The sequence below is a fragment of the Sphingomonas flavalba genome, assembly GCF_047553045.1.
Classification (GTDB): domain Bacteria; phylum Pseudomonadota; class Alphaproteobacteria; order Sphingomonadales; family Sphingomonadaceae; genus Sphingomonas_L; species Sphingomonas_L flavalba_A.
The window spans coordinates 1,302,548-1,327,094 of sequence record NZ_CP180208.1 but is presented as its reverse complement, the minus strand read 5'-3'; the positions used below and the strand labels follow the sequence as shown (position 1 = coordinate 1,327,094).

General features: G+C 61.4%; 27 protein-coding genes. 21 read left to right on the top strand and 6 right to left on the bottom strand.

Going from position 1 to position 24,547, the window contains the following annotated elements; all coding sequences use genetic code 11:
- Positions 1 to 6: 6 nt before the first annotated feature.
- Both ACMT1E_RS06275 and ACMT1E_RS06270 read right to left on the bottom strand, forming a co-directional pair.
- Entirely contained in the window at positions 7 to 1,248 is a 1,242-nt protein-coding gene (locus tag ACMT1E_RS06275) for a type II toxin-antitoxin system HipA family toxin (protein WP_414902780.1), read from the bottom strand.
- On the bottom strand, positions 1,226 to 1,546 hold the full coding sequence (locus ACMT1E_RS06270; RefSeq protein ID WP_009450556.1) for a helix-turn-helix domain-containing protein: 321 nt from the start codon (positions 1,544 to 1,546) through the stop codon (positions 1,226 to 1,228). The genes ACMT1E_RS06275 and ACMT1E_RS06270 overlap by 23 nt, the downstream gene beginning before the upstream one ends.
- Positions 1,547 to 1,864: 318 nt before the next feature.
- Between ACMT1E_RS06270 and ACMT1E_RS06265 the strand changes: the two genes are divergently transcribed.
- The 16 genes from ACMT1E_RS06265 to ACMT1E_RS06190 all read left to right on the top strand — a co-directional run bounded on the left by ACMT1E_RS06265 (position 1,865) and on the right by ACMT1E_RS06190 (position 12,972).
- Positions 1,865 to 2,131, top strand: coding sequence for a helix-turn-helix domain-containing protein (locus ACMT1E_RS06265; protein ID WP_035746341.1), 267 nt, complete (start codon positions 1,865 to 1,867; stop codon positions 2,129 to 2,131).
- Positions 2,132 to 2,191: 60 nt separating this feature from the next.
- A complete protein-coding gene (locus tag ACMT1E_RS06260; RefSeq protein WP_309588308.1) occupies positions 2,192 to 2,467 on the top strand; it encodes a DNA -binding domain-containing protein in 276 nt (91 codons plus the stop codon).
- Between the two features lie 128 nt (positions 2,468 to 2,595).
- Positions 2,596 to 2,928 carry a transcriptional regulator domain-containing protein gene (locus tag ACMT1E_RS06255; RefSeq protein WP_219436409.1) on the top strand — a complete coding sequence of 111 codons (333 nt, stop codon included), beginning with the start codon at positions 2,596 to 2,598 and terminating at the stop codon, positions 2,926 to 2,928.
- Complete coding sequence (locus ACMT1E_RS06250) at positions 2,858 to 3,361, top strand: DUF2285 domain-containing protein (protein WP_035746338.1); 504 nt, start codon at positions 2,858 to 2,860, stop codon at positions 3,359 to 3,361. The genes ACMT1E_RS06255 and ACMT1E_RS06250 overlap by 71 nt, the downstream gene beginning before the upstream one ends.
- Positions 3,362 to 3,497: 136 nt before the next feature.
- Positions 3,498 to 3,779, top strand: coding sequence for a helix-turn-helix transcriptional regulator (locus tag ACMT1E_RS06245; RefSeq protein WP_035746363.1), 282 nt, complete (start codon positions 3,498 to 3,500; stop codon positions 3,777 to 3,779).
- A 19-nt stretch (positions 3,780 to 3,798) separates the two neighbouring features.
- Complete coding sequence (locus tag ACMT1E_RS06240) at positions 3,799 to 4,944, top strand: replication initiator protein A (RefSeq protein ID WP_414902777.1); 1,146 nt, start codon at positions 3,799 to 3,801, stop codon at positions 4,942 to 4,944.
- Positions 4,941 to 5,594, top strand: a complete 654-nt coding sequence (gene parA, locus ACMT1E_RS06235; RefSeq protein WP_414902775.1) for a ParA family partition ATPase — start codon at positions 4,941 to 4,943, stop codon at positions 5,592 to 5,594. Before ACMT1E_RS06240 ends, parA begins: the two co-directional genes overlap by 4 nt.
- The gene (locus ACMT1E_RS06230) at positions 5,591 to 5,845 is read left to right on the top strand and encodes a hypothetical protein (RefSeq protein WP_009450548.1); all 255 of its coding nucleotides are present in this window, start codon (positions 5,591 to 5,593) and stop codon (positions 5,843 to 5,845) included. Before parA ends, ACMT1E_RS06230 begins: the two co-directional genes overlap by 4 nt.
- A complete protein-coding gene (locus tag ACMT1E_RS06225) occupies positions 5,842 to 6,360 on the top strand; it encodes a DUF2840 domain-containing protein (protein WP_414902774.1) in 519 nt (172 codons plus the stop codon). Before ACMT1E_RS06230 ends, ACMT1E_RS06225 begins: the two co-directional genes overlap by 4 nt.
- Positions 6,357 to 6,902 (top strand): S26 family signal peptidase, encoded by a 546-nt coding sequence (locus ACMT1E_RS06220; protein ID WP_414902773.1) that lies wholly within the window; start codon positions 6,357 to 6,359, stop codon positions 6,900 to 6,902. Before ACMT1E_RS06225 ends, ACMT1E_RS06220 begins: the two co-directional genes overlap by 4 nt.
- A 35-nt stretch (positions 6,903 to 6,937) precedes the next feature.
- Positions 6,938 to 7,273: a DUF736 domain-containing protein gene (locus ACMT1E_RS06215; RefSeq protein ID WP_009450545.1), complete on the top strand. Its 336-nt coding sequence runs from the start codon at positions 6,938 to 6,940 to the stop codon at positions 7,271 to 7,273.
- Positions 7,274 to 7,277: 4 nt separating this feature from the next.
- Entirely contained in the window at positions 7,278 to 7,988 is a 711-nt protein-coding gene (locus ACMT1E_RS06210) for a lytic transglycosylase domain-containing protein (protein ID WP_035746332.1), read from the top strand.
- Positions 7,985 to 8,305, top strand: coding sequence for a hypothetical protein (locus tag ACMT1E_RS06205; protein ID WP_414902772.1), 321 nt, complete (start codon positions 7,985 to 7,987; stop codon positions 8,303 to 8,305). The genes ACMT1E_RS06210 and ACMT1E_RS06205 overlap by 4 nt, the downstream gene beginning before the upstream one ends.
- On the top strand, positions 8,302 to 10,374 hold the full coding sequence (locus ACMT1E_RS06200; RefSeq protein WP_054589592.1) for a relaxase/mobilization nuclease domain-containing protein: 2,073 nt from the start codon (positions 8,302 to 8,304) through the stop codon (positions 10,372 to 10,374). Before ACMT1E_RS06205 ends, ACMT1E_RS06200 begins: the two co-directional genes overlap by 4 nt.
- Before the next feature lie 175 nt (positions 10,375 to 10,549).
- Positions 10,550 to 12,538 carry a conjugal transfer protein TraG gene (locus tag ACMT1E_RS06195; protein WP_414902771.1) on the top strand — a complete coding sequence of 663 codons (1,989 nt, stop codon included), beginning with the start codon at positions 10,550 to 10,552 and terminating at the stop codon, positions 12,536 to 12,538.
- Positions 12,539 to 12,552: 14 nt separating this feature from the next.
- A complete protein-coding gene (locus ACMT1E_RS06190; protein ID WP_414902770.1) occupies positions 12,553 to 12,972 on the top strand; it encodes a CopG family transcriptional regulator in 420 nt (139 codons plus the stop codon).
- Between the two features lie 100 nt (positions 12,973 to 13,072).
- On the opposite strand, the gene ACMT1E_RS06185 is transcribed toward ACMT1E_RS06190, so the two are convergent.
- Both ACMT1E_RS06185 and ACMT1E_RS06180 read right to left on the bottom strand, forming a co-directional pair.
- Positions 13,073 to 13,903 (bottom strand): hypothetical protein, encoded by an 831-nt coding sequence (locus ACMT1E_RS06185; RefSeq protein WP_414902769.1) that lies wholly within the window; start codon positions 13,901 to 13,903, stop codon positions 13,073 to 13,075.
- On the bottom strand, positions 13,900 to 14,838 hold the full coding sequence (locus tag ACMT1E_RS06180) for an ATP-dependent carboxylate-amine ligase (protein WP_414902768.1): 939 nt from the start codon (positions 14,836 to 14,838) through the stop codon (positions 13,900 to 13,902). The genes ACMT1E_RS06185 and ACMT1E_RS06180 overlap by 4 nt, the downstream gene beginning before the upstream one ends.
- 609 nt (positions 14,839 to 15,447) lie before the next feature.
- On the opposite strand from ACMT1E_RS06180, the gene trbB reads away from it, so the two are divergent.
- The 5 genes from trbB to ACMT1E_RS06155 all read left to right on the top strand — a co-directional run bounded on the left by trbB (position 15,448) and on the right by ACMT1E_RS06155 (position 20,340).
- Complete coding sequence (gene trbB, locus ACMT1E_RS06175; RefSeq protein ID WP_414902767.1) at positions 15,448 to 16,428, top strand: P-type conjugative transfer ATPase TrbB; 981 nt, start codon at positions 15,448 to 15,450, stop codon at positions 16,426 to 16,428.
- Positions 16,425 to 16,757 (top strand): TrbC/VirB2 family protein, encoded by a 333-nt coding sequence (locus tag ACMT1E_RS06170; RefSeq protein WP_414902766.1) that lies wholly within the window; start codon positions 16,425 to 16,427, stop codon positions 16,755 to 16,757. The genes trbB and ACMT1E_RS06170 overlap by 4 nt, the downstream gene beginning before the upstream one ends.
- Positions 16,757 to 17,038, top strand: coding sequence for a VirB3 family type IV secretion system protein (locus ACMT1E_RS06165; RefSeq protein ID WP_414902765.1), 282 nt, complete (start codon positions 16,757 to 16,759; stop codon positions 17,036 to 17,038). Before ACMT1E_RS06170 ends, ACMT1E_RS06165 begins: the two co-directional genes overlap by 1 nt.
- A gap of 10 nt (positions 17,039 to 17,048) precedes the next feature.
- Positions 17,049 to 19,319: a conjugal transfer protein TrbE gene (gene trbE, locus ACMT1E_RS06160; protein ID WP_414902764.1), complete on the top strand. Its 2,271-nt coding sequence runs from the start codon at positions 17,049 to 17,051 to the stop codon at positions 19,317 to 19,319.
- Positions 19,223 to 20,340, top strand: a protein-coding gene (locus tag ACMT1E_RS06155; RefSeq protein ID WP_234716247.1) for an IS3 family transposase whose coding sequence is annotated in 2 segments (ribosomal slippage) — positions 19,223 to 19,427 and positions 19,427 to 20,340 — 1,119 coding nt in all. Because the reading frame shifts where the segments join, the coding sequence is not laid out codon by codon here. The genes trbE and ACMT1E_RS06155 overlap by 97 nt, the downstream gene beginning before the upstream one ends.
- On the opposite strand, the gene ACMT1E_RS06150 is transcribed toward ACMT1E_RS06155, so the two are convergent.
- On the bottom strand, positions 20,329 to 21,018 hold the full coding sequence (locus ACMT1E_RS06150; protein ID WP_414902763.1) for a DUF262 domain-containing protein: 690 nt from the start codon (positions 21,016 to 21,018) through the stop codon (positions 20,329 to 20,331). The genes ACMT1E_RS06155 and ACMT1E_RS06150 overlap by 12 nt on opposite strands.
- Positions 21,019 to 21,028: 10 nt before the next feature.
- Positions 21,029 to 24,532, bottom strand: coding sequence for a protein NO VEIN domain-containing protein (locus tag ACMT1E_RS06145; protein WP_414902762.1), 3,504 nt, complete (start codon positions 24,530 to 24,532; stop codon positions 21,029 to 21,031).
- Between the last annotated feature and the right edge of the window lie 15 nt (positions 24,533 to 24,547).

The following is a 24,547-nucleotide window of genomic DNA, read 5'->3' as shown; positions in this document are numbered from 1 at the left end:
AACTGCTCAGCCGGTCAGGATCGGGATCATGGTTTTCACATTGGCGTCGATCCGTTCCAGCACGGGCGGGGGGACCACCTCGCGTTCCGGCAGTGTCCACCATTTCGCATCGATGCGTTTCACCGTCTCGACAACGGCCTTGAGCACGGCAGGCTCGGGAAGCCTTGCCCGATTGGCAAACGTCTTCCAGCGGGCCGGGGCCAGGCCCTTGAAGGCCCGCTCGCCGCCCAGAGACAGCGCCAGCCCATCTGCCGGAATATAGGGAATGGTCGAAAGCATGTCGTAGATCGGTGCAAGAGCGGGGGTGTCGCCGTCGCCCGGATAGATCAGTGACCAGTTCTTGAGGTGCATGTCGCCATTGCCCATGACCACCGAGAAGGTCAGCCGCCGGACAAACTCCAGCGCGGCGAACGGCGAGATTGCCACATTCAGCACAGAGGCGATGTCGTGGGAGGCGGCGCCATCATATTTGCGCGCCGGGTACAGGCCGAAAACCTGCGCGAAATCCTCGATATGGATGCGCTGCCGGTCTGCCCCGCGATCAAAACGCCGCACGAGCAGGACCAGCCCCTCGGCAAGTGTTTCGAACTCTTCGGGAATCCCCTCGAACTGCCCTCGGCTGACCAGTTCCCGCTCGGGCACGTCCATGCCGATGGCTTCGGCAAGCGCGAGGTTCGCGAACTCGTTTTCCGACACACCCGGAAAGGCGGTCGAGGGGAATTTTGCAATATACTGGCCCTCGTCATCCCCGAGCGGCAAGGTCAGCCCCCCGCCTTTGCCCGTGTTCTTCATTACCGAGAGCTTCATCTGCACGCCCGCCAGCGAGAAGCGGGCTTTGGGCCGCCCTTGGGCGGGCGCCGCCCCGATGCCCGGTTGACCGTCACTGGGCACCACCCGAACGGCACCCGGCAGGTCCGCGCCCAGAGCTGCCAGGAGATCGAAATCATTCCCCGGCCGCACATTGCCCGCATGGTGTCTTTCCATCGCCTCGCGCAGCCGGTCTTCGGGCAGCAGGTTGGCAAAGAAGGGCGGCAGGCTGCCTGCGACAGGTCGCGGATCCTTGCGTAGCCCCCCTGATGCCGCGCGCAGCGACAGGCTCAGAACCGGAATGCCGCCGGTCGCGCGATAGGCCTGATCAAGGCTGAAGGCGTTGAAATCACCCGGCGTCCTGACGATCATGCCAACCTTCGCACTGTTCAGGAACACGTCCAGCGCGGTGATGGTCTCAGCGGTACGGACGGCTGTCATCGTCGCTCTCCGGTTGCGGGCTGAAGGCCGGATGATCATCCTCGGCCTCGGGGCGCAAAAGCGCCTCGATGGCGGGCACCATCGCCTGCGGGACCAGCATCATTTCCAGCCCAAGCGCCCTGGCAATGTTGATCAATGTCGTGGTGCGCGCAGCCGCCGCCCCCGTCTCGATGTCGCGGTAGCGCGGGCGCGAAATGCCCGCAAGATCGGCCACCTGCTCCTGGGTCAACCCCGCTGCAAGACGCGCGCGGCGAAAATGGTCGCCGATCAGCCTCAGTGTTTCTTCTTCCGCCTTCATGTGATGCCTTTACGGATCATTACTGTCGCATTGATCTGAATAGGTATCATATCCAGTGTAAAATGCAACGACAATGATCTCCAAACATATCACGATCATTTCCCGTGGAGCGTTTGGAGATCATCTTGCGCTGGTCGGCGCTACGGCCAGCACAAGCGCTGCAATTGTGACATACAGGCGAATCAGTCGGCTGCATGCTCAGCCGTGCAGATAACGCCCTGGCCAGATTCGACGATTTCGTATGGCGTATCAGGCGAAGGCGACTAAAATAGCCGTAGTTCTGGAATGCGCGCCGGTCGCGATGGGAGGTGATCATGCATGATCACCGCTCGACAGTCGCGGGCCGCACGCGCGTTGCTGGGTTGGACGCAGGAGACGCTCGCTGACAAGGCCCGAATATCGCTGACTGCCCTGAAACGCCTTGAGTCCGAGAACCGGCTCGAGGTGTATGAGACAACGCGGGATCAGGTGCGCCGGGCGCTTGAAGCAGCAGGGATTGTTCTCCTGTCCACGGATCGCGGGCAAGGAGTATTGCTGGTTCATGACCAAGACGAGAAGAGATACCGACAGATCCGTGACGCCTGACCGGCGCCGGCGACATCATCAATCCGCTGCGGCGGGCTATGCTCTGTGGCGACCCGCGACATGACATCTCCGGTTCCTCCCTTCGACGATATTGCACCTGTTAGCGACGAGCTGACCAAATATGATCGCGCGCATATCAAGCTCTATATGCGGCTGCTCGATGCCGCCGGTGATGGGGCGGAATGGACCGAAGCCGTCAATGTGCTGTTCGGAATTGACCCTGTTCGGGAACCTGAACGCGCCCGGCAGGTCCATGACAGCCATCTGGCACGGGCGCGCTGGATGACACAGAGCGGCTATCGTCAGCTGCTGCGTCATCCGACAGATCGGACCTGACCTCGCCGCCGTCGCACCAGTGATGCCTTCAGAGCATCACCCCATGTCTTTGTCCCGGCTTCCATCTCGGTAGAGGCGCCGCAATTCTTTCACGCTCCACCTGTGCAGTTTCAACCAGGAGCGGAGCAATGAAGCCGGATACATCCCGCTGGCGAGACCAGAACCAGTATGAATTCTACGATGCGCTGCCCGTTGAGGGTGTCGCCTGGGAATGCCTGCGGCGTAACGCCTCCTACCAGGCCAGTTTCGATGATCTTGTAGCGCAAGGCGCCGGGCATCTTCCCTTTGCGGATGATGTCCAACATCGCTGGGGGTTGCGATTTCCCGGCAGACCCCGGCTTTTCCGCGCTCGACCAACCGGTCATCTGGTCGCCTGTTGCCAATCCGGACATGCTGATGCTCGGGGCAGCGCCCGATTTTCTTCCGCCTTCTCCGTCCGCCTTATCGGTAGATCTTGCTGATGCCATCTGCGGACCAGAGGGGACATATGGTGTCTGCGACGCCAGAGACGGCGTTCAATATCTGATCCTCGCCGACACCGATGCCAATTCGCAGCCGGCGATCATTCTGCCACTTGACGAAAATCTGCCGGATCGGCTCGAAGCCATTCTCAGGCTCTGGCACATGCTGGCCGGGAAACCCGCGCGCCGCGATCCCAGGATGACGCCGTATCAGCGCCGGCGGTTTCGCCTGATGATGCAAGCTGCCGACGGAAACGCCAACCACGCGACCTATCGTGAGATTGCCATCGCCATCTACGGAGAGGCGCGCGTTCGCGCTGAGCCGTGGAAGACATCGGCTTTGCGCGCCTCTGTCATCGCCCTTGTCCGATCTGCCGCCGCGCTGATCGACGGCGGTTATCAGGACCTTTTGCGCCATCGTCGCAAACCCTGACACTGACGTCTGATCGAGGGTGAGGATTCTACCCCTTCGATCTTCCTCATCCCCCATGCCGCCGCGCCTTCGCCACCGTGCGCATGTCATGCCGTTGATCGTCAGCGGCATCCTGCACAACCACGGAGGCCACCCCATGCGACCTGATCTCGCCGCCTTGCCGCCACGCTATCTGCGCACCAAGGAAGCCGCCGATTTCCTCAGTCTGTCCGCGCGCACGCTGGAAAAGCACAGAACCTACGGAACGGGACCTGCCTATCACAAGCTCGGCGGCCGCGTTGTCTATTCGGTCGAGGATCTCGCAGCCTGGGTTGCGCGCGGATCGGTTACCTCCACGTCGGACCCACGCGGACAAGTTCTCCCGGCGAAACCTATGCCGCCGACCGCATTCACCTCGCCCAAGCGCATCACGCGCTGAACACGGCAGTCAGCCCCTGATGGCAGCGCAGCACCCATCCGCCTCGGAACGCGGGCAACTCGATCTCTTTCGGGCGCTTCCCGGGGAATTCGCACCACGAGACGCGCAGGATCTCATGGCCTATCCTTTCTTTTCCCTTTCCAAATCGCACCGTATCCGCCCGATTGACTTTGCCTTGGGCAACGTCTCGATCCGTGTCGAAGCTGTTCCCGATCACGGTATGGCGACGATCTGGGACGCCGATATACTGATCTGGGCGGCCAGCCAGATCGTGGAAGCGCGGGACGCCGGTCTGCGCACGTCGCGCCTGATGGCGGCAACGCCTTATGAAATCCTGACATTCACAGGGCGCGGAACCTCCCTGAGGGACTATCAGCGCCTGAAGGCGGCGCTGGACCGGCTGCAATCGACCACGGTTGCAACCTCGATCCGCCAGCGCGCGAATGGACGGCGACATCGTTTTTCGTGGATCAACGAATGGCACGAGCGGACCGATGCCAATGGCCGTCCGGACGGCATCGAGATGATCGTGCCCGACTGGTTCTACAGTGCGGTTCTGGATGACGCCCTGATCCTCACCATCGACCGGGCCTATTTCAATCTGACCGGCGGGATGGACCGCTGGCTCTATCGCCTGGTGCGCAAGCATGGTGGGCGGCAGACAAACGGTTGGCGGTTCGACTTCCGTCACCTGCACCAGAAATCGGGCAGTCTGTCGCCGTTCAAGCGCTTCGCCTTCGAGCTGCGCGACATTATCCGCCGCCAGCCACTGCCCGGCTACACCCTGTTCGCCGAGGTCGAAACCGGCGGCCGGATGCTGCTCGCTTTCGAGCCTGTCCCGGCCTGTGGAAAACCTGTGGATAGTCTCGTGCTATCGGGAACCCGGACTATCGTGCCATCAGGAACCGGAGGCTCGTGCTATCGGGAACCCAAACACCTCCTATCCTTCGGTAACAAAAGCGAAAATCGCGCCCTTAACTTAGAGTCTAACACAGAATCTAACTTTGAAGAGCGGCGGCGCGATGTGGAAAAGCTCATCGCGAAGGCTGGTGCGGCCCTCAGATCGGGTGCCCATAAAGGCAAGCTGACACCCCCAAAGCAAGGATCGCCCGCGTCAACAAGCACGCCTGAACTTCCTCTCAGCAAGCCGGGAGGACAGCGATGATCATCGCTCTCCTCAATCAGAAAGGCGGTGTCGGAAAAACCACGTTGGCGCTGCATCTCGCCGGTGCGTGGGCTGCGGAAGGCAAACGCGTCATCCTGATCGACGCCGATCCGCAAGGCTCCGCACTCGACTGGTCGCAGCGGCGTGGCCATGAAGGGCTGCCAAGGCTGTTCAGTGTCATCGGCCTGGCCCGCGATACGCTGCACCGGGAAGCGCCGGAGCTGGCGCGTGACGCCGACCATGTCGTCATCGATGGTCCGCCCCGTGTCGCTGGTCTGATGCGCTCAGCGCTGCTTGCAGCCGATCTGGTGCTGGTCCCGGTGCAGCCATCTCCTTTCGACGGCTGGGCCTCCGCCGAGATGCTGGCGCTTCTGAACGAAGCACGCATCTATCGTCCTGAACTGGCCGCCCGTTTTCTGCTGAACCGATGCGCTGCGCGCACCGTCATCGCCCGCGAAACGGCTGAGACACTGGCGGACCAAGATCCGCCGTTGCTGGCCACGACCATCGGCCAGCGCGTCGCCTTTGCTGAAGCCGCACAAACTGGGCGACTGGTCTCAGAGACCGATGGCGGCGAACGGGCTGCACAGGAGGTCACAGCGCTGGTGGCCGAGATCGATAGCCTCGGGATCGGGAGGATTGTGCGATGACACGTCCACCCGCCAAATCCGGCTTCGCATCGCGTCCGGGTAATCCCGATAGCTGGGTCAGGGCCGCCGATGCGCCGGCAACCGGAAAGATGGCTGCCGAGGCTTTTACCGCCCGCCTGACCATCGACATCACACCCGAACTGCGCGGGCGCATCAAGGTCGCCGCTTTCCGGCGCGGCGTCACCGTCGCCGTGATGTTGCGCGAGCTGCTGGGCCGCGAGTTTCCACCCACCGAAGGAGACCGGCCATGACCGGCAAAACCGGGCGTGGTGCGCATGAACATCCGCTGGCGGACGGTCCAGCGCCCTTCACCACACTTGTCGAACTGGCCTTCCAGAAGCGGAAGGTTGAGCACTGGATACGCTTCGGCCACAAGAGCTTTGAGCAGAACATCGACCGCCGCCGCAGTCTCGTCGGCTTCGCACCCGAAAGCATCTTCGCCTTCGTCCGCTGGGCCTCCAACGACTACGGCACCATCGTTTCGCGGCTCGACATCCTGCGCGCTGTCGGGCGTGGCGAGCCGTTCCAGACCGTGCCCTTCGTTCGCCCCGGCGGCGAGATCCTGCTGCGTATTGATGGCTGGCCAAAGGTGCAGCAAGCGCTGGCCGCCATCGACGCCGTGGACGCGCTTGGCGTCGATCCTGCGGATGCTGCGCCGGACCATTGGCGGCACGTCCACAACCGCATGATCGCCGGTCAGGACCCCACCCCCTACACGCCGGAACGCCATGCCGCATGGGTCAGCCGCCGGAGGATCGCACCATGAGCCGCCGTCATATCCTCGCCGTGTCCATGTTGGCCGTCGGTACGCTTGTCGCCACGGCCGTTGCCGATCCGCCAACCAGGCTGATCTGGAATGCGACCGCCAGCGCGCCCATCGGCTTCTACACAGTTGTTCCTGCCGATGTGGTCGAAGTTCCTGAACTCGTCGTCATCGCGCCGCCCGAACCGCTGGAGCGGTTCATGGTCGAGCGCGGCTATATCGGGCGGGACGTGCCGCTGCTGAAACGCGTCCTCGGCTTGCCGGGACAGCGCGTCTGCCGCAACGGTGCGACGATCACCGTCGATAACGTCGAGATGGGCGATGCACTGGAGCGCGACCGGATGGGACGCGATCTGCCGGTCTGGCAGGGCTGCCGCATCATCCGCGACGGCGAACTCTTCCTCATGAATTGGGAAATCCGGGACAGCCTCGACGGCCGTTACTTCGGACCTGTTCCCGCCAGTTCCGTCATCGGCCGGGCGCTTCCGCTCTGGACCGATGAGGAAGGCGATGGCCGCTACGAATGGCGGGCGGTCACGCATTGAACCCACGCCAAACCCACCAACACAGGAGACATACCATGCCACAGATCGGTCAATTTGCGCGTGACGCATCCGGCTTCGCCGGTCAGCTCGTCACGCTCACCATGAAGCGCGATCTCGTCATCGTGCCCGCTGAACATTCCGATGCGGAGAATGCGCCGGACTATCGCGTCCATTACATTGAGCATGACGGTCCCGAGGTCGGTGCTGCATGGAAACGCACCGGCGAAAAGGCTGGCGAATATCTCTCGGTGCTGCTCGACGATCCGGCCTTACCGCACCCGATCCGCGCCAACCTGTTCCGCGACGACGATGCAGGCTCGTCATGGTCGCTGCACTGGAGCCGCCCGCGGCCCCGCGAAGATCGCGACTGAGATCATGCGATCCCGCACCTTTCTTCTCTTCACGGCCCTGCTGTCGGCTGGCAGCGGCTCGATGCCGGCCATGGCGCAGGTCACGCTGCAACCTGCGCCTGTCACCGCGCATCCCCATGCTGCGTTCATTGCCGAGGCGTCACAGCGTTTCGGCATTCCAGAGCACTGGATTCGAGCCGTGCTGCGCGTGGAAAGCGCGGGCGATGTGCGCGCAATTTCATCGGCGGGCGCGATGGGACTGATGCAGGTCATGCCCGATACCTGGGCGGGCCTGCGCCGCCGCCATGGTCTCGGGCGCGACCCTTACGATCCGCGCGATAACATCCTCGCAGGCACGGCGTATCTGCGCGAGATGTGGAACCGCTACGGCAATGTTGCGGCCATGCTTGCCGCCTACAATGCCGGACCCGGTCGCTATGACGAGCATCTGGCGACGGGCCGCGTTTTGCCCGCAGAAACGCGCGCCTATGTCGCCACGCTCGCGCCGCTTCTTGGGCATGCGACTGCGCCCGATGTGCCGACAATCGTGCCGCCACCACCACCGGATTGGCGCGAAGCCCCGCTCTTCGTTGCGCAATCCGGCGGCATTTCAGCGGCGGCCAATCAGCCGTCGGGCGACATCCAGGCAACCGTTTCTCTGCGCGATCCCGCCGTTCAGGAACCGCAGGACAGCGGCATATTCGTGGCCCTTGCGGGCGATGGCGACAAGCCATGAGCATGGCGTTTTCGCGCTCGTTCGGTCCATTTGCGGTGTGCAGTCAGGCTTGGGGGCGCCTGGCAGCATTCCCGGCAGGAAGGGCAAAAAGGGAAGGAAAGGCGGAGGGCAAGATAAAGGAAACCGGCACCCTGTCGGGTCGGTTTCTGGGCAAGCCCTTGTCTGCACACTGTTTTGAGGCGCGGCGCACGGCACCCTGCTTTTGGGCCTCGCGTGCCGCGATCTGCCGCAAAGCCTTGGCTTTGCTGGGTTTTGACCGGCACTATAGCCAAATACCTGCCGTTTGCGTGCCTAAACAGCATGGGATGCGCCCATGAGTGGCGACGACGACAACCGCTTTCGCCCCAGGCCGGGCCGGATCAAATCCGACGTCCAGAAGGCGGGCAAGGCGAAGAGCTTTCTGACGCAGGCGAAGAAGCTGGCGCGTCAGCATAGCAACAGCCCGGGCAGGTCATCATCATTCGCATCACGGACGTCCTCGTCGCCTTCATCTGGTTCGGCCGGAAAGAGCGGGAAGGCGTCGCGGGCTGGCAAAGGTCCGGGCGTCAGGCGTGGCCGCGGCGCGGCCTTTGTCCGCGCCCGAACCCTGTCGGGCGGCTGGCGTCACAGTGCGGCCGGCGTGCGCCGCGTCGTCGTCAAGACCCGGTACGTCCAGAGCGCGGGGAAGAATGGCAAAGGGTCTGCCCATCTGCGCTACATCCAGCGCGACGGCACCTCGCGCGATGGCGAGCGTGGCCAGCTCTATTCCGCCACCGACGATCGTGCTGATGGAGATGCCTTTCTTGATCGCGGCAAGGATGATCGCCATCAGTTCCGCTTCATCGTTTCGCCCGAAGATGCTGCCGATCTTTCCGACCTCACCGAACACACCCGCGATCTGATGAGCCGCATCGAGACCGACCTTGGCACGAAACTCGATTGGGTGGCGGTCAATCACCACAATACCGGCCATCCCCATGTGCACGTCATCGTCCGGGGCAAGGATGACCTGGGCGAGAATCTTGTCATCAACGGCGACTATCTCGCCAACGGCATCCGCGAGCGGGCCAGCGAATTGACCACGCTGGAACTCGGCCCCGTGACCGACATCGAACAGAGCCGCAAGCTGTCTGCCGAAATCGATCAGGACCGCTTCACGCGCATCGACCGCGCCATGGCCGAGGAGGCCGATGAAAGGTTCCTCGATCTGCGCCATGAACCCGCAGATGCACGCCGCCAGTTCAACCGCACGCTTCGCCTGCGCCGTCTCGCCAAGCTGGAAAAGATGGGGCTGGCCACGGAACATGCACCCGGCGTTTGGGAGCTTGGCGCGAAGATGGAATCGGCGCTGCGTGATCTCGGAGAACGCGGCGACATCATCGGCAACATGCACAAGGCGTTGAAGGCCGATGGGCAGGAGCGCGACCCGATGACCTTCCAGCTTCACGATGCAGCACCGGCGGCACCCATCACCGGTCGCGTCGTGGACAAATACCTCACCGACGAGATGGGCGAGAACCTGACGCTCGTGGTGGACGGCATCGACGGGCGAACCCACCATCTTCCCGGCATTGATCCGGCCCGCGTCGAGGACGCCCGGATCGGCAGTATCGTGGAAGTCGGCCCCACTGACACAGCACAACGTCCCTCTGATCGCACCATCGCTACGATCTCGGAGAATGGTATCTACAGACCAAGCCGCCACCTCGAACAGGTGAAGTTCGAGGGACGTGTGCCGGGTGGTGATTACGAGGGCTATGTCGATGCCCATGTCCGGCGACTGGAGGCGCTACGCCGGGCCGGGATTGCCGAGCGGATCGACGCCGACCAGTGGCGCATCCCGGAAGACTTCGAGAGCCGCGCCACCGCCTATGATGCCGGTCGCAACCGGCAAGCCAGCATCCGTGTCGTCTCGACCTTCGATCTGGAAAAGCAGATCGGCGCCGATGGCGCGACCTGGTTGGACCGGCGATTGGTCACATCGGACGCCTCTGACCTTACCCCGGCAGGGTTCGGCCAGCAGGTGCGCGAGGCTATGGACCAGCGGCGTGAACACCATATCGCACAGGGCGATGCCACGCGGCAGCAGAATGGACGCATCCTCTATCGGCGCAATCTACTCGCCAATCTGCGGGAACGGGAAGTGGCCCGCGTCGGTGCGGAGATGGCCGGGAGCAAACGATTGCCGTTCCGTGCGGCTGCCGATGGCGAGAACGTCAGCGGCAAGTTCACCGGGACCGCACATCTATCGAGCGGCAAGTTCGCCATCGTCGAAAAGAGCCACGAGTTTACCCTTGTCCCCTGGCGGCCGGTCATCGACCGTCAGCTCGGCCGCGAGGTTGCGGGCATCGTGCAGGGTGGATCAGTCTCATGGCAAATGGGACGGACGCGAGGGCTCGGCGTTTGAGCCTTTGCCGAACTCGCGCCTCATAAATTGTTCGGTCGAAATCGGCATATGAAAAGGCCTGTCCGATTTGCCGCCGATGGTATCCAGCAACGCGATACCCCTGCTTTTCCTGTTGTGGCTTTCGAAAACGTCTATTTTCTGATCGGCTCCGTCTCTCTTGTCGATTGGAGCCTGTATGCGTGGAGGCCGAATACTCTGGGGCCAGATCATTGTCGTGTTCACCATCGTCGTGGTGATGGTCTGGGCTGCAACGCAATGGGTGGCTTTCCGGCTCGGCTTCCAGCCACAGCTCGGCGATCCCTGGTTCGATGTTGCCGGATGGCCGTTCTACTATCCACCGGCCTTCTTCTGGTGGTGGTTTTCGTACGACGCCTATGCGCCGGGCATCTTTACAGAAGGCGCGTTCATCGCCACGGCAGGCGCGGTTCTGGCCATAGCCGCCGCCTTTCTCATGTCGATCATCCGGGCGCGGGAAGCTCGTAATGTCGCTACCTATGGCTCAGCGCGATGGGCCGAGGATAAGGAAATCCATGCCGCCGGATTGCTCGGCCCCGATGGCGTCGTGTTGGGGCGGCACAGCAAGGATTATCTGCGTCATGACGGCCCCGAGCATGTGCTGTGCTTTGCGCCAACCCGGTCCGGCAAGGGCGTGGGCCTCGTCGTGCCGACCCTGCTGACCTGGCCGGGCAGCTGCATTGTCCATGACATCAAGGGGGAGAATTGGAACCTGACCGCAGGCTTCCGCTCCCGCCATGGCCGTGTCCTGCTGTTCGACCCGACCAATGTGCACTCGGCAGCTTACAACCCGCTTCTGGAAGTGCGGCAAGGTGAATGGGAAGTCCGTGATGTGCAGAATATCGCGGATATTCTCGTTGATCCCGAAGGCAGCCTCGACAAGCGTAACCATTGGGAAAAGACCAGCCACAGCCTGCTCGTGGGCGCGATTCTGCATATTCTCTATGCTGAGAAGGAAAAGACATTGGCGGGCGTCGCCAATTTCCTGTCCGATCCGCGCCGCCCCGTCGAGGCGACCTTACGCGCGATGATGGACACGCCGCATCTGGGCGAAGCCGGGGTGCATCCCGTTATTGCCTCGTCTGCGCGGGAGCTTCTGAACAAATCAGAGAACGAACGCTCCGGCGTGCTTTCGACCGCCATGTCGTTTCTCGGCCTTTACCGAGATCCGGTTGTTGCCCGCGTGACTGAACGCTGCGACTGGCGCATAGCCGATCTGGTCGGAGGCAAAGAACCCGTCAGCCTCTACCTCGTCGTACCGCCCTCGGACATCAACCGCACCAAACCGCTGATCCGCCTCATCCTCAATCAGGTCGGACGACGGCTGACTGAAGAACTAGAAACGTCCGGTAAGCGGCATCGCCTCCTGTTGATGCTTGATGAGTTTCCGGCATTGGGCAGGCTCGACTTCTTTGAATCGGCGCTGGCCTTCATGGCCGGCTACGGCCTGAAAGCGTTCCTGATCGCCCAATCGCTCAACCAAATCGAGCGCGCCTATGGGCAGAACAATGCCATTCTGGACAACTGCCATGTTCGCGTTGCCTTTGCGGCCAATGACGAACGCACTGCCAAGCGGATCAGCGATGCGCTCGGTACGGCCACAGAAATGCGCGATTCCACGAACTATGCCGGCCATCGCCTCGCGCCCTGGTTGGGGCACCTCATGGTGTCGCGGCAGGAAACGGCGCGGCCACTCCTGACGCCGGGCGAAATCATGCAGCTTCCGCCCACCGACGAGATCGTCATGGTGGCGGGCGTGCCGCCGATCCGTGCGGCCAAGGCACGCTACTATGCTGATGCGCGGTTTCAGGAGCGGGTGATGTCGCCGCCCGATCTGCGCAAACAGCCGGTGAAAATCGCCACATCGGCGCAAGACGACTGGACAAGCCGCGTTGTTGCGGCTGCGACCGGCAATGTCTCCGCCTCAGATACATCCGATGACGATCCGGCCAATGCGGGTATCCGCCGTGAACCGGAACTGCCTGAGCATGAGGAAATTATCCCGCCACCTCCGCCACCATCGAAGGAGTTCGATTTCCTCGATGATGAGCCGGACGTCGATGCCGCCAAGGCCCGTGCCATGCGCCAGCGTATGCGCATGGTGGCGCGGCAGGCGTCACTTGACCCAAATGACGGCATTGAGCTTTGAGAGCGGAGACAGGCATGACGACGCGCACCCGCATGAATGTCTATTTCGATCCCGCTCTGCTGAAACAGGTGGAAGCCCTGGCCTTACGCCGAAATGTCTCGAAATCCGCAGTGATCGAGGCTGCGGTAGCATCCTTCATGTCCGGCGATACAACTGAGCGGCTGGAAGCCGCCATGTCGCGCCGCCTCGACAAGCTCGGCCGTCAGATCGACATGCTTGACGAGGATATCGCCGTGCTGGGCGAAACCCTTTCGCTATTTGTACAATTCTGGCTGACCCTCACGCCGCCGCTGCCGGACAGTGCAAAACAATCTGCGCGCATCAAGGGAAACGAGCGCTTCGAGGGGTTCATGCAATCCCTTGGTAAGCGCCTCGCTACCGGTGACAGGTTTCTGAAGGAATTGTCGCGCGATATGGCCGCTGATGAATGCTGAAAAAATAAGCAGTTTTGCTAACTTATCGTTGCGACATTTCCTGCGCCAGACTCCAAATATTGCCGATCACAGTTCGGACGTTTCAGCAAGATGCGCATGATCACTCGGGTTGCGTTCCCTCGTCGCAGTCCGAATTCACCGATTGGGATACTTCGGGTCGAGCAAGGGCTTCGGCGGAAGCTTCTGATTCAAAGCTCTCTTCGAATTCATTGAGACCGTAATCAGGTGTCGGCGGCAGCTCCGTAGGTTGCGGCTTCAATTTTTGAGAGTCGTTTGCCTGTTCCACCATGGTTGCTGTATGAAGTCCAATGATGTCTCGGATTGAGCCCGCCGCATAAAAAGCGGGGTCTAGAGATAGCAGCAGCACAAACGCACCAAAGGCTCTCACTAGGTGCTGATGGGTTGCTTTGATCCTCGTCACCTTGGCGTTGACCGCGTCCCTCGACATTCGCGAGGCCAGCAAAGTGCTCTTTGTCAATCTTTGTAATGGTGAGGACGTTCGCCAAGCGGCTGCAACATCCCTTTCCACCACGCGCTGAAAACCTGAGACCTGCAACGTTCGAAAGGCATGGTAACCAGCAGCGGCGACATAGATGGTCGCGATTAATAAAATAGAGATCTTGATCCACTCAGGTGCTGGTCCCGACTTATCTTCCCACGTTGCGGCTTGAAGTGTGATGATTAGTGGGACTAGAGCGGCAAGAACCGCCAAGTAGGTTGTTGCCTTGCTCTCTGCAGTCCTCGATCTTTCTATTTCAGCAGTGGCAACCCGTTGCGCTTCGTCTAAGGCACGCCCTGGATCTTTCGAGAATTTGGCGGCATTAATTGCAGAAATGTCATTAACCATGTCCTCGGCGTGAGCCTTCTTCTGCTGGTCAGTAAGGGGCTCAATATAAGGGAAAATTGCGTCCAGACATTTCCAGAAACTCATCTAGAAAGCCCTTGGACGATTGCTGCGCTGATCGGCGCACCAGTTCGTTGTTCTATCCATGCCCATTGTCCATTGGGGTTCGCTTCTAGAAACAAATATCCGCCGTCCATATCCTCAACGAGGTCAATGGCTGAATACCGGAGATCAAGGGCAGCGGTGACTGCAATGCACGCCCGCTCTATGTCATGAGGCAATGAGATCGTACGATGCACAAGGTCGGTCCTGACACCCTTGCGCCAATCGACACTGGTTTCTTCGTGCTCCTGTGAAGCTATAGCTGTAGCGAAGACGTGATCGTCAACGACAATTACACGAATGTCCGATTTCTTCCGCACTTCGCGCTGAAAAATAACAGGTGCCAGCTCAATGTTATCTGCGCAGCCCTCTATGGATGCCCCGATGCGCGACGTGAAGATCACCTTACCGAGCTTGCCATCCTCGATGAGGGCCTGGCGCAGAGGCTTTGCCACGATTTCCCCGCGCTTACTAAAACGAGATGCTTGGTCGGGATCGCTAGTGATGATCGTTTCGGGCACTTCGAAGCCCGAACGACGCGCAATCATCAACTGTCGCGGTTTGTCTTCGGCACGCAATATTGCAAATGGACAGTTCAGCCAGAGACCGTCTAGGGCGTTCCAAATGCTCCTCAGTATCGCGGACCACTCGGCGCTAAGATAGCTGGCCGTTGCGGGACTTTGATCATTAAAGTCCGGTGGCAGCGGACGCCTATAATAGGCTCCTTTGACTTCGCTTAACTCCAACGTCCTATCTTTTCCTTCGAGTCGCAGCCTCGTAGGGTCACCGTCCGGAAGCGTCGTACGATAGGTATGAATATCTTCAGTGTTCAGCCTAAAAAATTCCAGCCCCCTACGTTCAAGTTCGAGCACGATAAAATCGGTCGTAACATCCCTGCGATTGGTGGCGAGGAGGATCAACGTGCAAACTCTCTCAGCATCATACCAAGTTCACCGCTTGATCGTCCGTCTCCTGCTGGACGTCTGTCTTCGTCTGAATCTCAGGTAGCATTAGGGATGCGTCCTGGTCATCGGCCTCCTGTCTCACTTCCGTTATCGTTCTTGTATCAGCCATGGCGCCTCGGCCTTGATCGTCGTCATCGGCTTCAACTTGGGTCATGGTTTTAGTTTGTGTTTGGGCAAGTAGATCCGTCGCTTCCTCGATTATGGGCCGGGATATTCCGCCTGAATCGACCATCCAAAGCTGCCTCGTCTCACAGTAGTATCCGGCCATACTCGGTGTTTCGCCGCTACGCGGCGTTGCAAACTGTAACAGGTAAGGTTCGGTTACCCTTAGCGCGCTCGCTATTGCTCTGCTCATCACTCCCCCTTCTTATCCAAGATCGGCCCAACTTCGATCAATGCCGTTTATCTTTAACCCGTCAAGCATGATCCGTCCGATTTGCCGCCGTTCGCCGCCGCTGGCCGTACGCGCGTAAACATCTGTTGAATCAGCCCAAAATCAGGTTCTTTTAATCGACCCCGATCCGGGGTCCGTCTTTTGCGCTCCCCGTCATGAACGGGGCCGCCATGACTGCATCACATCAAAAACCGGAAACGATTGCCCGTGGCGCGCGGATGCTGCGCACCGCGCTTGGGGCATCCATCGCCCGGTTTCTGGAAGATCCCGGTGTCGTCGAAGTCATGCTGAACCCCGATGGCCGGATCTGGGTGGATCGTCTGTCCGAAGGTCTGGCCGATACGGGGGAGAGCCTGTCCGCCGCCGATGGCGAGCGGATCGTGCGGCTTGTCGCCCATCATGTCGGCGCGGAGGTTCACGCCCGCGCACCCCGCGTCTCGGCAGAGCTGCCCGAAACCGGTGAGCGGTTTGAAGGACTACTTCCACCCGTCGTCGCGGCGCCCGCCTTCGCCATCCGCAAACCTGCAGTCGCGGTGTTCACGCTTGATGACTATGTGACCGCCGGGATCATGACCAATCTTCAGGCCGAAGTGCTGCGCCTGAACGTCGCCACGCGTGCTAACATCCTCGTCGCAGGCGGCACCTCCTCCGGCAAAACAACACTGACCAATGCGCTGCTGGCCGAGGTGGCGAAGACCTCGGATCGCGTGATCATCATCGAGGATACGCGCGAGCTGCAATGCGCCGCGCCCAATCTCGTCGCCATGCGAACCAAGGATGGCGTTGCCACGCTCTCCGATTTGGTCCGCTCCTCGCTGCGCCTTCGCCCTGATCGCATCCCGGTCGGCGAGGTGCGCGGGTCCGAAGCGCTCGACCTGCTCAAAGCCTGGGGAACAGGCCATCCCGGCGGCATTGGCACCATCCATGCCGGTTCCGGCATCGGTGCGCTGCGCCGCCTCGAACAGCTCATCCAGGAAGCCGTCATCACCGTCCCGCGCGCTCTGATAGCCGAGACCATCGACCTTGTTGCCGTGCTTGCCGGACGCGGATCGTCGCGACGGCTGGTCGAACTCGCCCGCGTCGATGGGCTGGGACCGGATGGCGACTACGCAATCACCCCCGCTACCACCTCAAAAGGAGATCCTTCATGATCCGCACGATTTCGCGCGGCTGCCGCATCATGGCAACCACCGCCGCCACTGTTTCCATCAGCCTGATGCTGGCGCCCGCAGCCCATGCTTCCGGCTCGTCGATGCCCTGGGAAGCGCCGCTTCAGTCGATCCTCCAGTCGATCGAGGGGCCGGTTGCCAAGATCATCGCGGTGATCGTCATCATCGCCACCGGTCTCGCGCTGGCCTTCGGCGATACCTCGGGCGGATTTCGCCGCCTGATCCAGATCGTCTTCGGCCTCAGCATCGCCTTCGCCGCCAGTTCGTTTTTCCTGTCGTTCTTCTCATTCGGCGGCGGGGCGCTGATCTGATGGCAGGCGGTCTCGAACAGCTAGACGCGGTGCCAGGATTTTCGATCCCGGTCCATCGGGCGCTGACCGAGCATATCCTGCTCGGCGGCGCGCCGCGCTCCATCGCCATTATGAACGGCACGCTGGCCGGGGCCGTCGGCCTCGGCCTCCGTCTCTGGCTGGTTGGCATCGCCATCTGGGCGGTCGGTCATTTCCTCGCGGTGTGGGCAGCCAAACGCGATCCGCTCTTTGTTGAGGTCGGTCGCAGGCATCTGCGCATCCCCGGTTATCTGTCGGTGTGAGGGCGCGAGCATGATGAACCTCACCGAATATCGCCGCACCTCCGCTCGGCTTTCCGACTATCTGCCATGGGCAGCCCTGGTTGGCCCCGGTGTTGTGCTGAACAAGGATGGCAGTTTCCAGAGGACCGCGAAGTTTCGCGGGCCGGATCTGGATTCTGCCGTCGCCGCCGAACTGGTTGCGGTCGCCGGCCGCATCAACAACGCCGTGCGCCGTCTGGGTTCGGGCTGGTCGATCTTCGTCGAGGCGCAGCGGTCTGAGGCCGCAACCTATCCCGACAGCAGGTTTCCAGATGCGGCTTCCGCACTGGTCGATGCCGAGCGCAAGGCCGGGTTCGAGGAAGCGGGCACGCATTTCGTGTCCGGCTATTTCCTGACCTTCCTCTGGCTGCCGCCTGCGGAAGACGCTGCCCGCGCTGAGACCTTGCTCTATGAAGGCCGCGAGCAATCCGGCGTCAATCCGCATGAACTTTTGCGCGGCTTCATCGACCGCACCGACCGCGTACTGGCGCTGCTCGACGGCTTCATGCCGGAATGCCGCTGGCTCGATGATACCGGCACGCTGACTTATCTCCATTCGGCTATTTCCACCAATCGTCATCGAGTGCGCGCGCCTGAAGTGCCCATGCATCTTGATGCGCTGCTCGCCGACCAGCCCCTGACAGGCGGACTGGAGCCGCGGTTGGGCGATCAGCATCTGCGCGTCCTGACCATCATCGGCTTCCCGACAGCGACCACGCCCGGCCTGCTCGACGAGATGAACCGGCTCGCGTTCCCGTATCGCTGGTCCACCCGCGCCATCCTGATGGACAAGACGGACGCGACGAAGCTCCTCACCAAAATCCGCCGCCAGTGGTTTGCCAAGCGCAAGAGCATCGCCGCGATCCTCAAGGAGGTGATGACCAACGAGCAATCGGCGCTGGTAGACACCGATGCGTCCAACAAGGCGCTCGATGCCGACATGGCCTTGCAGGAACTCGGCGCTGACGTCGCGGGCATGGCCTATGTCACCGCCACCGTCACGGTCTGGGACGCCGATCCGCGTATCGCCGACGAGAAGCTGCGTCTGGTCGAGAAGATCATTCAGGGCCGCGATTTCACAGCGATGCCGGAAACCGTCAACGCCGTCGATGCCTGGCTCGGCTCGATCCCCGGACATGCCTACGCCAATGTCCGTCAGCCGCCGATCTCGACGCTTAACCTTGCCCACATGATCCCGCTATCGGCCGTGTGGGCGGGGCCGGAACGGAACGAACACCTCGGAGCGCCCCCCTTGCTGTATGGCAAGACCGAAGGTTCGACGCCGTTCCGGCTTTCCCTTCATGTCGGCGACGTGGGCCATACCCTCGTCGTCGGCCCGACCGGCGCGGGCAAGTCCGTGCTGCTGGCGCTGATGGCGCTGCAATTCCGCCGCTACGAACGCAGTCAGATCTTCGCCTTCGATTTCGGAGGATCGATCCGGGCATCCGCGCTCGCCATGGGCGGCGATTGGCATGACCTCGGCGGCGGGTTGACCGAGGGATCGGAGGTTTCCGTCTCCCTGCAACCGCTCGCGCGAATTGATGACGCTTATGAGCGTTCATGGGCCGCTGACTGGATCGCTGCGATCCTGATGCGTGAAGGCATGACCATCACGCCGGAGGTGAAGGAACATATCTGGACGGCGCTGACCTCGCTGGCATCCGCACCCGTCAGCGAGCGCACCATCACCGGCCTTGCGGTGCTGCTGCAATCCAATGACCTCAAACAGGCGCTGCGACCCTATTGCATCGACGGCGCCTATGGCCGGTTGCTCGATGCCGAGGCTGAACATCTCGGCCACGCCGATGTGCAAGCCTTCGAGATTGAGGGACTGGTCGGGACCGGCGCGGCCCCGGCCGTGCTGGCCTATCTGTTCCATCGCATCGGCGACCGGCTCGATGGTCGGCCAACCCTGCTCATCATCGACGAAGGCTGGCTGGCGCTGGATGACGAGGGTTTCGCCAATCAGCTCCGCGAATGGCTGAAGACGCTCCGCAAGAAAAACGCTTCCGTCATCTTCGCAACGCAGTCGCTCTCGGACATTGATCTGCCCCCCGCTGAGTGGCCCAGAGACTATGATAGTCTGGACCATGAAAGGGACATTGAATGCCGAGCAAGAAGCACAAGCCGGAAGAGATCATCGGCAAGCTGCGTGAAGTTGAGATTGTGCTGGCGCAGGGAGCGAGCACGGCTGAAGCCTGCCGCCGGATCGCGGTCAGCGAGCAGACCTATTATCGGTGGCGCAAGGAGTATGGCGGCCTGAAGACCGACCAGGCGCGGCGGATGAAGGATCTGGAGAAGGAGAACCAGCGGCTGCGCCGGGCGATCTCGGACCTGACCCTGGACAAGCTGATCTTGCAGGAGGCTGCACGGGGAAACTTCTGAGCCCCGCGCGGCGGCGGCGCTGCATCGATCAGGTACGACGGGATCTGCCAGTGCGGGTATCCGAGCGACGGATATGCCGGGTGCTGGGTCAGCATCGATCGACGCAGCGCAAGATGCCGCGCGGGGCGGATGACGAACAGGCACTGACCGAGGACATCATTGCATTGGCGAAGCAATATGGTCGTTACGGCTACCGCCGGGTCACGGCGTTGCTGTGCCATGCGGGATGGACGGTGAACCATAAACGTGTCGAGCGGATATGGCGGCGTGAAGGACTGAAAGTCCCGCAGCGCCAGCCAAAGCGCGGGCGTCTATGGCTCAATGACGGATCGTGCATCCGGCTACGCCCCGAATATCCGGGGCATGTCTGGGCCTACGATTTCGTCGAGGGGCGGACGCATGACGGTCGCAAGTTCCGCATCCTCACGATCATCGACGAGGCCAGCAGGGAATGCCTGGCGCTCATCGTTGCACGGCAGCTCAAGCATGAGGATGTTCTGGCGGCCCTGGCCGACCTGTTCATCTCGCGTGGGCCGCCAGCGCATATACGATCCGATAATGGTAGCGAGTTTATCGCGACCGCCGTCCAGAAATGGCTGGGGCAGATCGGCGTAAAGACCCTCTACATCGCGCCGGGATCACCATGGGAAAATGGCTATAACGAAAGCTTCAACGGGTCGCTTCGCGACGAACTGCTCAATGGCGAGATCTTCTACAGCCTCGCCGAGGCCAGGGTGCTGATCGAGGCATGGCGGCGGCATTACAACACCGTCCGCCCGCATAGCAGCCTGGGCTACCGGCCACCGGCACCGGAAACGGCGACACCGCCATATCCGGCCTCCGGTTCCGCTTCGCTCCACCTCCGTCCGGATATGGCGGCGATGAGCTTAATGCACTAACAAACCAATCGGTCCACTCGGTGGGGGCAGACCAGTATCCTTGCTGGTCGTGACTGGAAGTGAGAGATAGGGCATGTTGAAAGTCGCGAAGGTTTCACGAACCTTTGCCCGGATCTCGCCAACCTCCTCGCGCTCGTCGGCGTCCGGAATCGCTTCCTTGGCCCACAGCTTGTAACGGTCATTGGCAGCGTCTCCCGGTGCGCACAAATCGAGCGGGATCATGCGACGGCTCCAAAGCTGCGCTGGGTTATTTGCCCAGAATGGCCGCCGCTCCTTGTCTCCGGTCTTCTTCCAGCGGCCTATGGAATCGACATAGTAAGGCATGCCTGATTCCTCATCCTCCGAGAGATAGAGGAAATAGGTCCGATCCTCGTAATTGTTGTGTAGCCCGCGCCACAGCGCTGTCAGGCGTTGCTGACCATCCAACAGATGCTCCGTAATCCTTTCCCCATCGGTAGGGGCACCAACTATTGGCCGGGAAATGAAAGGTTCCTCATTCCCGATTTCCAAGATCAGGACAGCTCCGAGCGGAAGCCGACGCAAAATGGTGTTGAACATCTGCGTGACGTTGGCATACCCCCATGCTTCGAAACGCTGAAACCGGGGAAGAACAGTCTGCCGTGTCCGCACCCGGGAGAACCAATCTGGCAGAAGCCTGTTTTGCGCATTTATTGTCATTCTTTCCCCCTCATACTGGTGCCGTCGCGCGTTCAAGGAGCCGCGGTAAATGAAACTGGATCGCTGTTTCCAAGAAGGATGGTTCCCTCTCCACAAGCGGCCCGCGCAGGTAGCGGGGTTCATGGACGAAACCGGAGGCGACTTGGACGATAGCAAGAATGAACTTTTCCGGCTCGTGCAGGGACGTAATGATCTCCTGACGCGTAACCATCACACTGTCCGCGCCGTCAATGCGCCCCTTGACCTCAATGAAGCGCAGATGCCCCGACCTCGGATCGTGGGAAGCAATATCGTAGCCGATCTTCTGGGCTGAAACGTCGACCGGCTCATTACCCAACGCCCGCTCGGCTGCCATGACGGCCTCCATCGCCGCGAGTTCGATGGCGCGACGTGCAGCAGGGTCTTCCGCGAAATGACTTGGCACGCTTGATGCCCCGCGTGCTTCCAGCAGGCCACGCGGAATAACCACCATGCCTCCCCGGACACGCGGCGGCTGCGACGAGATGAAACGTTCCCGCTCAAGCTGGTCCATGCGTCGCTTTTGCCGATCTGCGAGCTCCTCGGCCCGGCGCTGCGCATTCTGCCAGTTCACCCGCGTTTTCTTGCCGGCGCGTTCTTCCTCCTTCAGCTCGAAGGCGCGCGAGTCCCAGTAATTGATCTCCTTCTTGAGGCGGGCGCGTACCTCCTGCTCAACCTTTTCGATCTCAGGCAGACGTCGCGCTTTGACCTCGGCAGTATGGCCTTGGGCCAGTTCGACTGTCGCAAACCGGATCGCGGCTTTCTCCAGATCAGTGGTCAGCCAAGTCTCGTCCAGAAGATCGCGCACGCAGGCAACCTCCTCCGGCGTTGCTGGGCGCAGATTCAAATGCGGCGCGATGCCGGCGTTGACAGTGCTTCCCGCCTTGTCGATCGCAGCGAACTGGAGCCGCTGCGAGATCACATGCGGCTTGCCTGCGCTGGTGACGCGACCGTCCTGGACAACATGTTCCAGCAGGAAAATCGCCGACAGCGTATCACCCGCATCTGTGTCATCGACCAGGATCGCGCCCTGCCGCATGATCTGCTCATACTGTTCGCGGATCATGCTAATCACGGCTTCGAGCAGCGGATGGCCGGGACAAACGAAGGTGGCGACCGGCTGCTGGTTGATCTTGTCCTTCTCGAAGCAGATGCGCTCATACTGCGTCTGAAGCGGCGCACCGGTTCCGATCTGGCGATCCCGTTCGCGGATCCGCACCGGGACATGCGTAACCTCCCAACGCCCTTCTTCCCGGCGTTTGATCTTGCCACCCAGATGTTGGAACGCTTCGACGAAGAAGCTCTGGATGTGGTGGGGCTGTAGGCGCAGCGCCTCAGCGCGTTCCATTTCCAGCCGCAATTCCTCGACCCTTGCTTCCGGCATGGTGTCGTTGGTCAGAGCGCGGCGGCGCAGCAGTTCGAGCAAGTGCGCCTGATCGACCGCACCATCGACCTGCTGGAAAAGACGCGCTTTCACGTCCTCCTGCTCGCCATACTGGATCGCTTCGAACAACAGATCCTTGAGCGCAACGCCGTCGAACAATTCGCCGAGCACGTCATAGACACGGCCGCCCAGCGCCTCGCGCGCAGCTTCCAGTTTCTCCAACAGCCGCGCGTAAACCTCGCCTTCGCGCGTATCGGCCGCGACGAGATTCCAGAGGTGGCAGACCTCCATCTGGCCGATGCGGTGGATGCGGCCGAACCGCTGTTCGATCTTGTTCGGATTCCACGGCAGGTCGTAATTGACCATGAGATGGCCGCGCTGGAGGTTCACGCCTTCGCCTGCCGCGTCGTTGGCGATCAGGACCAGCATGTCCTTGTCCTGCATAAAGCGCTCGACGACCTTTCGTCGCTCTTCGCGCGACACGCCGCCGTGGATCACCTCGACGGCCTCGGGATTGCCGAGCCGCGCCCGCACCTTGTCGAGCAGGTAGTGCAGCGTGTCCTTGGGCTCGGTGAAGATGATCAGCTTGCGGCGATTGCCGGCCGCGTCGATCATCAAATCATCGTCGAGGATCCGGTTGAGCTGGCTCCATTTCGTGTCCACGCCCGAGCGCAGCACGCCGAGCGCCATCGTCTCCAGTCCCTTCAGGGTCTCGACCTCCAGGGCGAGCTGCTCGACCGTCTCGGCCGTCGTCGCGCCCGTCGAGATCAGATCCTCAAGCTCGTCAATCTCCTCCTGGCCATACTCCTCGATGTTCCGCAGCATGTCGGCATTGATCGCGGGTTCCGATGCGCCGGGCCTGCGGCCCTTGGCGGCAAGGCGCGCTTCGCCCAGCTCGTTTTCCAGCCGTTCCCGGCGGCGCTTGAGCGACTGGTAGATGGCGGCCGGCGACGAGGCGAGACGCCGCTGAAGGATCTGCAAAGCGAAACCGACATTGTTGCGCTTCTTCCCATCGCCCTCGGCGAAGCGCTGCACGCGGTTCATCTCAGTACGCACATATTCAGTGACAGCGGTATAGAGCGCGGCCTCCCCTTCGGAGAGCTGATACTTGACCGTGCGCGCCCGCCGCTCAGGGAATAGCGGCCGACCATCGAACTTGAGCAGTTCCTCCTTGGTCAGTCGCCGCATCATGTCTTCGGTGTCGGCATAGTGGACACCATCGCGGAACCGGCCCTCGAACCGATCACCGTCGAGCAGCGCCATGAAGAGCTGGAAATCCTCCTCCTTGCCGTTGTGCGGCGTCGCCGACATCAACAGCAGGTGGCGGCAGACCTGGCCGAGCTTCTGGCCAACCTGATAGCGCCGCGTATATTTGACCTCCCCGCCGAAATAGGTGGCCGACATGCGGTGGGCTTCGTCGCAGATAATCAGGTCCCATTCGCGCGCGCTCATGAGCTTCTCCTGAAGCTCCTCGTTGCGCGCCAACACGTCGAGACGCACGATCAGCCGATCCCGATCGCTGAATGGATTGCCCGACCGCGAGTTCTCAATCATGTCGCGGGAAAGGATGTCGAACTCGAGATTGAACTTCTGGCCGAGTTCGTCCTGCCACTGTTCAACCAGGCTGCCCGGCGCAACCACGAGGCAGCGTTCCAGATCGCTGCGGGCTATCAGTTCCTTCATCAGCAACCCAGCCATGATGGTCTTGCCGGCACCGGGATCATCGGCCAGGAGGAAGCGCAGCGGCTGGCGCGGCAGCATCTCGCCATAGACCGCCGAAATCTGGTGCGGCAGCGGATCGACAAGACTCGTGTGGATAGCCAGATACGGGTCGAAAAAATGCGCCAACTTGATGCGATTGGCCTCCGTCACCAAGCGCAGCAACGCGCCATCGGCATCGAACGACCAAGCCCGTCCGCTTTGTTCAACTTCAAGGCGATGCTCGTCGTCTCGGTACAAAATGGCCTCTGCCACCGCACCGTTGTGATCACGAAAAACGACACTGATCGCCTGGTCCCCGATCCAGTCGACGGAAACAACATGCACAGCTTGGGCCGAAGCCACGCCTCGAACAGACGCGCCGTTCTTAATCTCCTCAAGCTTCGCTGCCATCATTCATCTCCCCGG

Coding starts and splice junctions, on each gene's coding strand:
- ACMT1E_RS06145 (WP_414902762.1), bottom strand. CDS start 24,532: ATGGCAGCGAAGCTTGAGGAGATTAAGAACGGCGCGTCTGTTCGAGGC.
- ACMT1E_RS06210 (WP_035746332.1), top strand. CDS start 7,278: ATGCGATCCCGCACCTTTCTTCTCTTCACGGCCCTGCTGTCGGCTGGC.
- ACMT1E_RS06240 (WP_414902777.1), top strand. CDS start 3,799: ATGGCAGCGCAGCACCCATCCGCCTCGGAACGCGGGCAACTCGATCTC.
- ACMT1E_RS06195 (WP_414902771.1), top strand. CDS start 10,550: ATGCGTGGAGGCCGAATACTCTGGGGCCAGATCATTGTCGTGTTCACC.
- ACMT1E_RS06260 (WP_309588308.1), top strand. CDS start 2,192: ATGACATCTCCGGTTCCTCCCTTCGACGATATTGCACCTGTTAGCGAC.
- ACMT1E_RS06255 (WP_219436409.1), top strand. CDS start 2,596: ATGAAGCCGGATACATCCCGCTGGCGAGACCAGAACCAGTATGAATTC.
- ACMT1E_RS06205 (WP_414902772.1), top strand. CDS start 7,985: ATGAGCATGGCGTTTTCGCGCTCGTTCGGTCCATTTGCGGTGTGCAGT.
- ACMT1E_RS06245 (WP_035746363.1), top strand. CDS start 3,498: ATGCGACCTGATCTCGCCGCCTTGCCGCCACGCTATCTGCGCACCAAG.
- ACMT1E_RS06200 (WP_054589592.1), top strand. CDS start 8,302: ATGAGTGGCGACGACGACAACCGCTTTCGCCCCAGGCCGGGCCGGATC.
- ACMT1E_RS06220 (WP_414902773.1), top strand. CDS start 6,357: ATGAGCCGCCGTCATATCCTCGCCGTGTCCATGTTGGCCGTCGGTACG.
- parA (WP_414902775.1), top strand. CDS start 4,941: ATGATCATCGCTCTCCTCAATCAGAAAGGCGGTGTCGGAAAAACCACG.
- ACMT1E_RS06225 (WP_414902774.1), top strand. CDS start 5,842: ATGACCGGCAAAACCGGGCGTGGTGCGCATGAACATCCGCTGGCGGAC.
- ACMT1E_RS06250 (WP_035746338.1), top strand. CDS start 2,858: ATGCTGATGCTCGGGGCAGCGCCCGATTTTCTTCCGCCTTCTCCGTCC.
- ACMT1E_RS06230 (WP_009450548.1), top strand. CDS start 5,591: ATGACACGTCCACCCGCCAAATCCGGCTTCGCATCGCGTCCGGGTAAT.
- ACMT1E_RS06215 (WP_009450545.1), top strand. CDS start 6,938: ATGCCACAGATCGGTCAATTTGCGCGTGACGCATCCGGCTTCGCCGGT.
- trbE (WP_414902764.1), top strand. CDS start 17,049: ATGATGAACCTCACCGAATATCGCCGCACCTCCGCTCGGCTTTCCGAC.
- ACMT1E_RS06275 (WP_414902780.1), bottom strand. CDS start 1,248: ATGACAGCCGTCCGTACCGCTGAGACCATCACCGCGCTGGACGTGTTC.
- ACMT1E_RS06190 (WP_414902770.1), top strand. CDS start 12,553: ATGACGACGCGCACCCGCATGAATGTCTATTTCGATCCCGCTCTGCTG.
- ACMT1E_RS06270 (WP_009450556.1), bottom strand. CDS start 1,546: ATGAAGGCGGAAGAAGAAACACTGAGGCTGATCGGCGACCATTTTCGC.
- ACMT1E_RS06265 (WP_035746341.1), top strand. CDS start 1,865: ATGATCACCGCTCGACAGTCGCGGGCCGCACGCGCGTTGCTGGGTTGG.
- ACMT1E_RS06170 (WP_414902766.1), top strand. CDS start 16,425: ATGATCCGCACGATTTCGCGCGGCTGCCGCATCATGGCAACCACCGCC.
- ACMT1E_RS06185 (WP_414902769.1), bottom strand. CDS start 13,903: ATGAGTTTCTGGAAATGTCTGGACGCAATTTTCCCTTATATTGAGCCC.
- ACMT1E_RS06150 (WP_414902763.1), bottom strand. CDS start 21,018: ATGACAATAAATGCGCAAAACAGGCTTCTGCCAGATTGGTTCTCCCGG.
- trbB (WP_414902767.1), top strand. CDS start 15,448: ATGACTGCATCACATCAAAAACCGGAAACGATTGCCCGTGGCGCGCGG.
- ACMT1E_RS06165 (WP_414902765.1), top strand. CDS start 16,757: ATGGCAGGCGGTCTCGAACAGCTAGACGCGGTGCCAGGATTTTCGATC.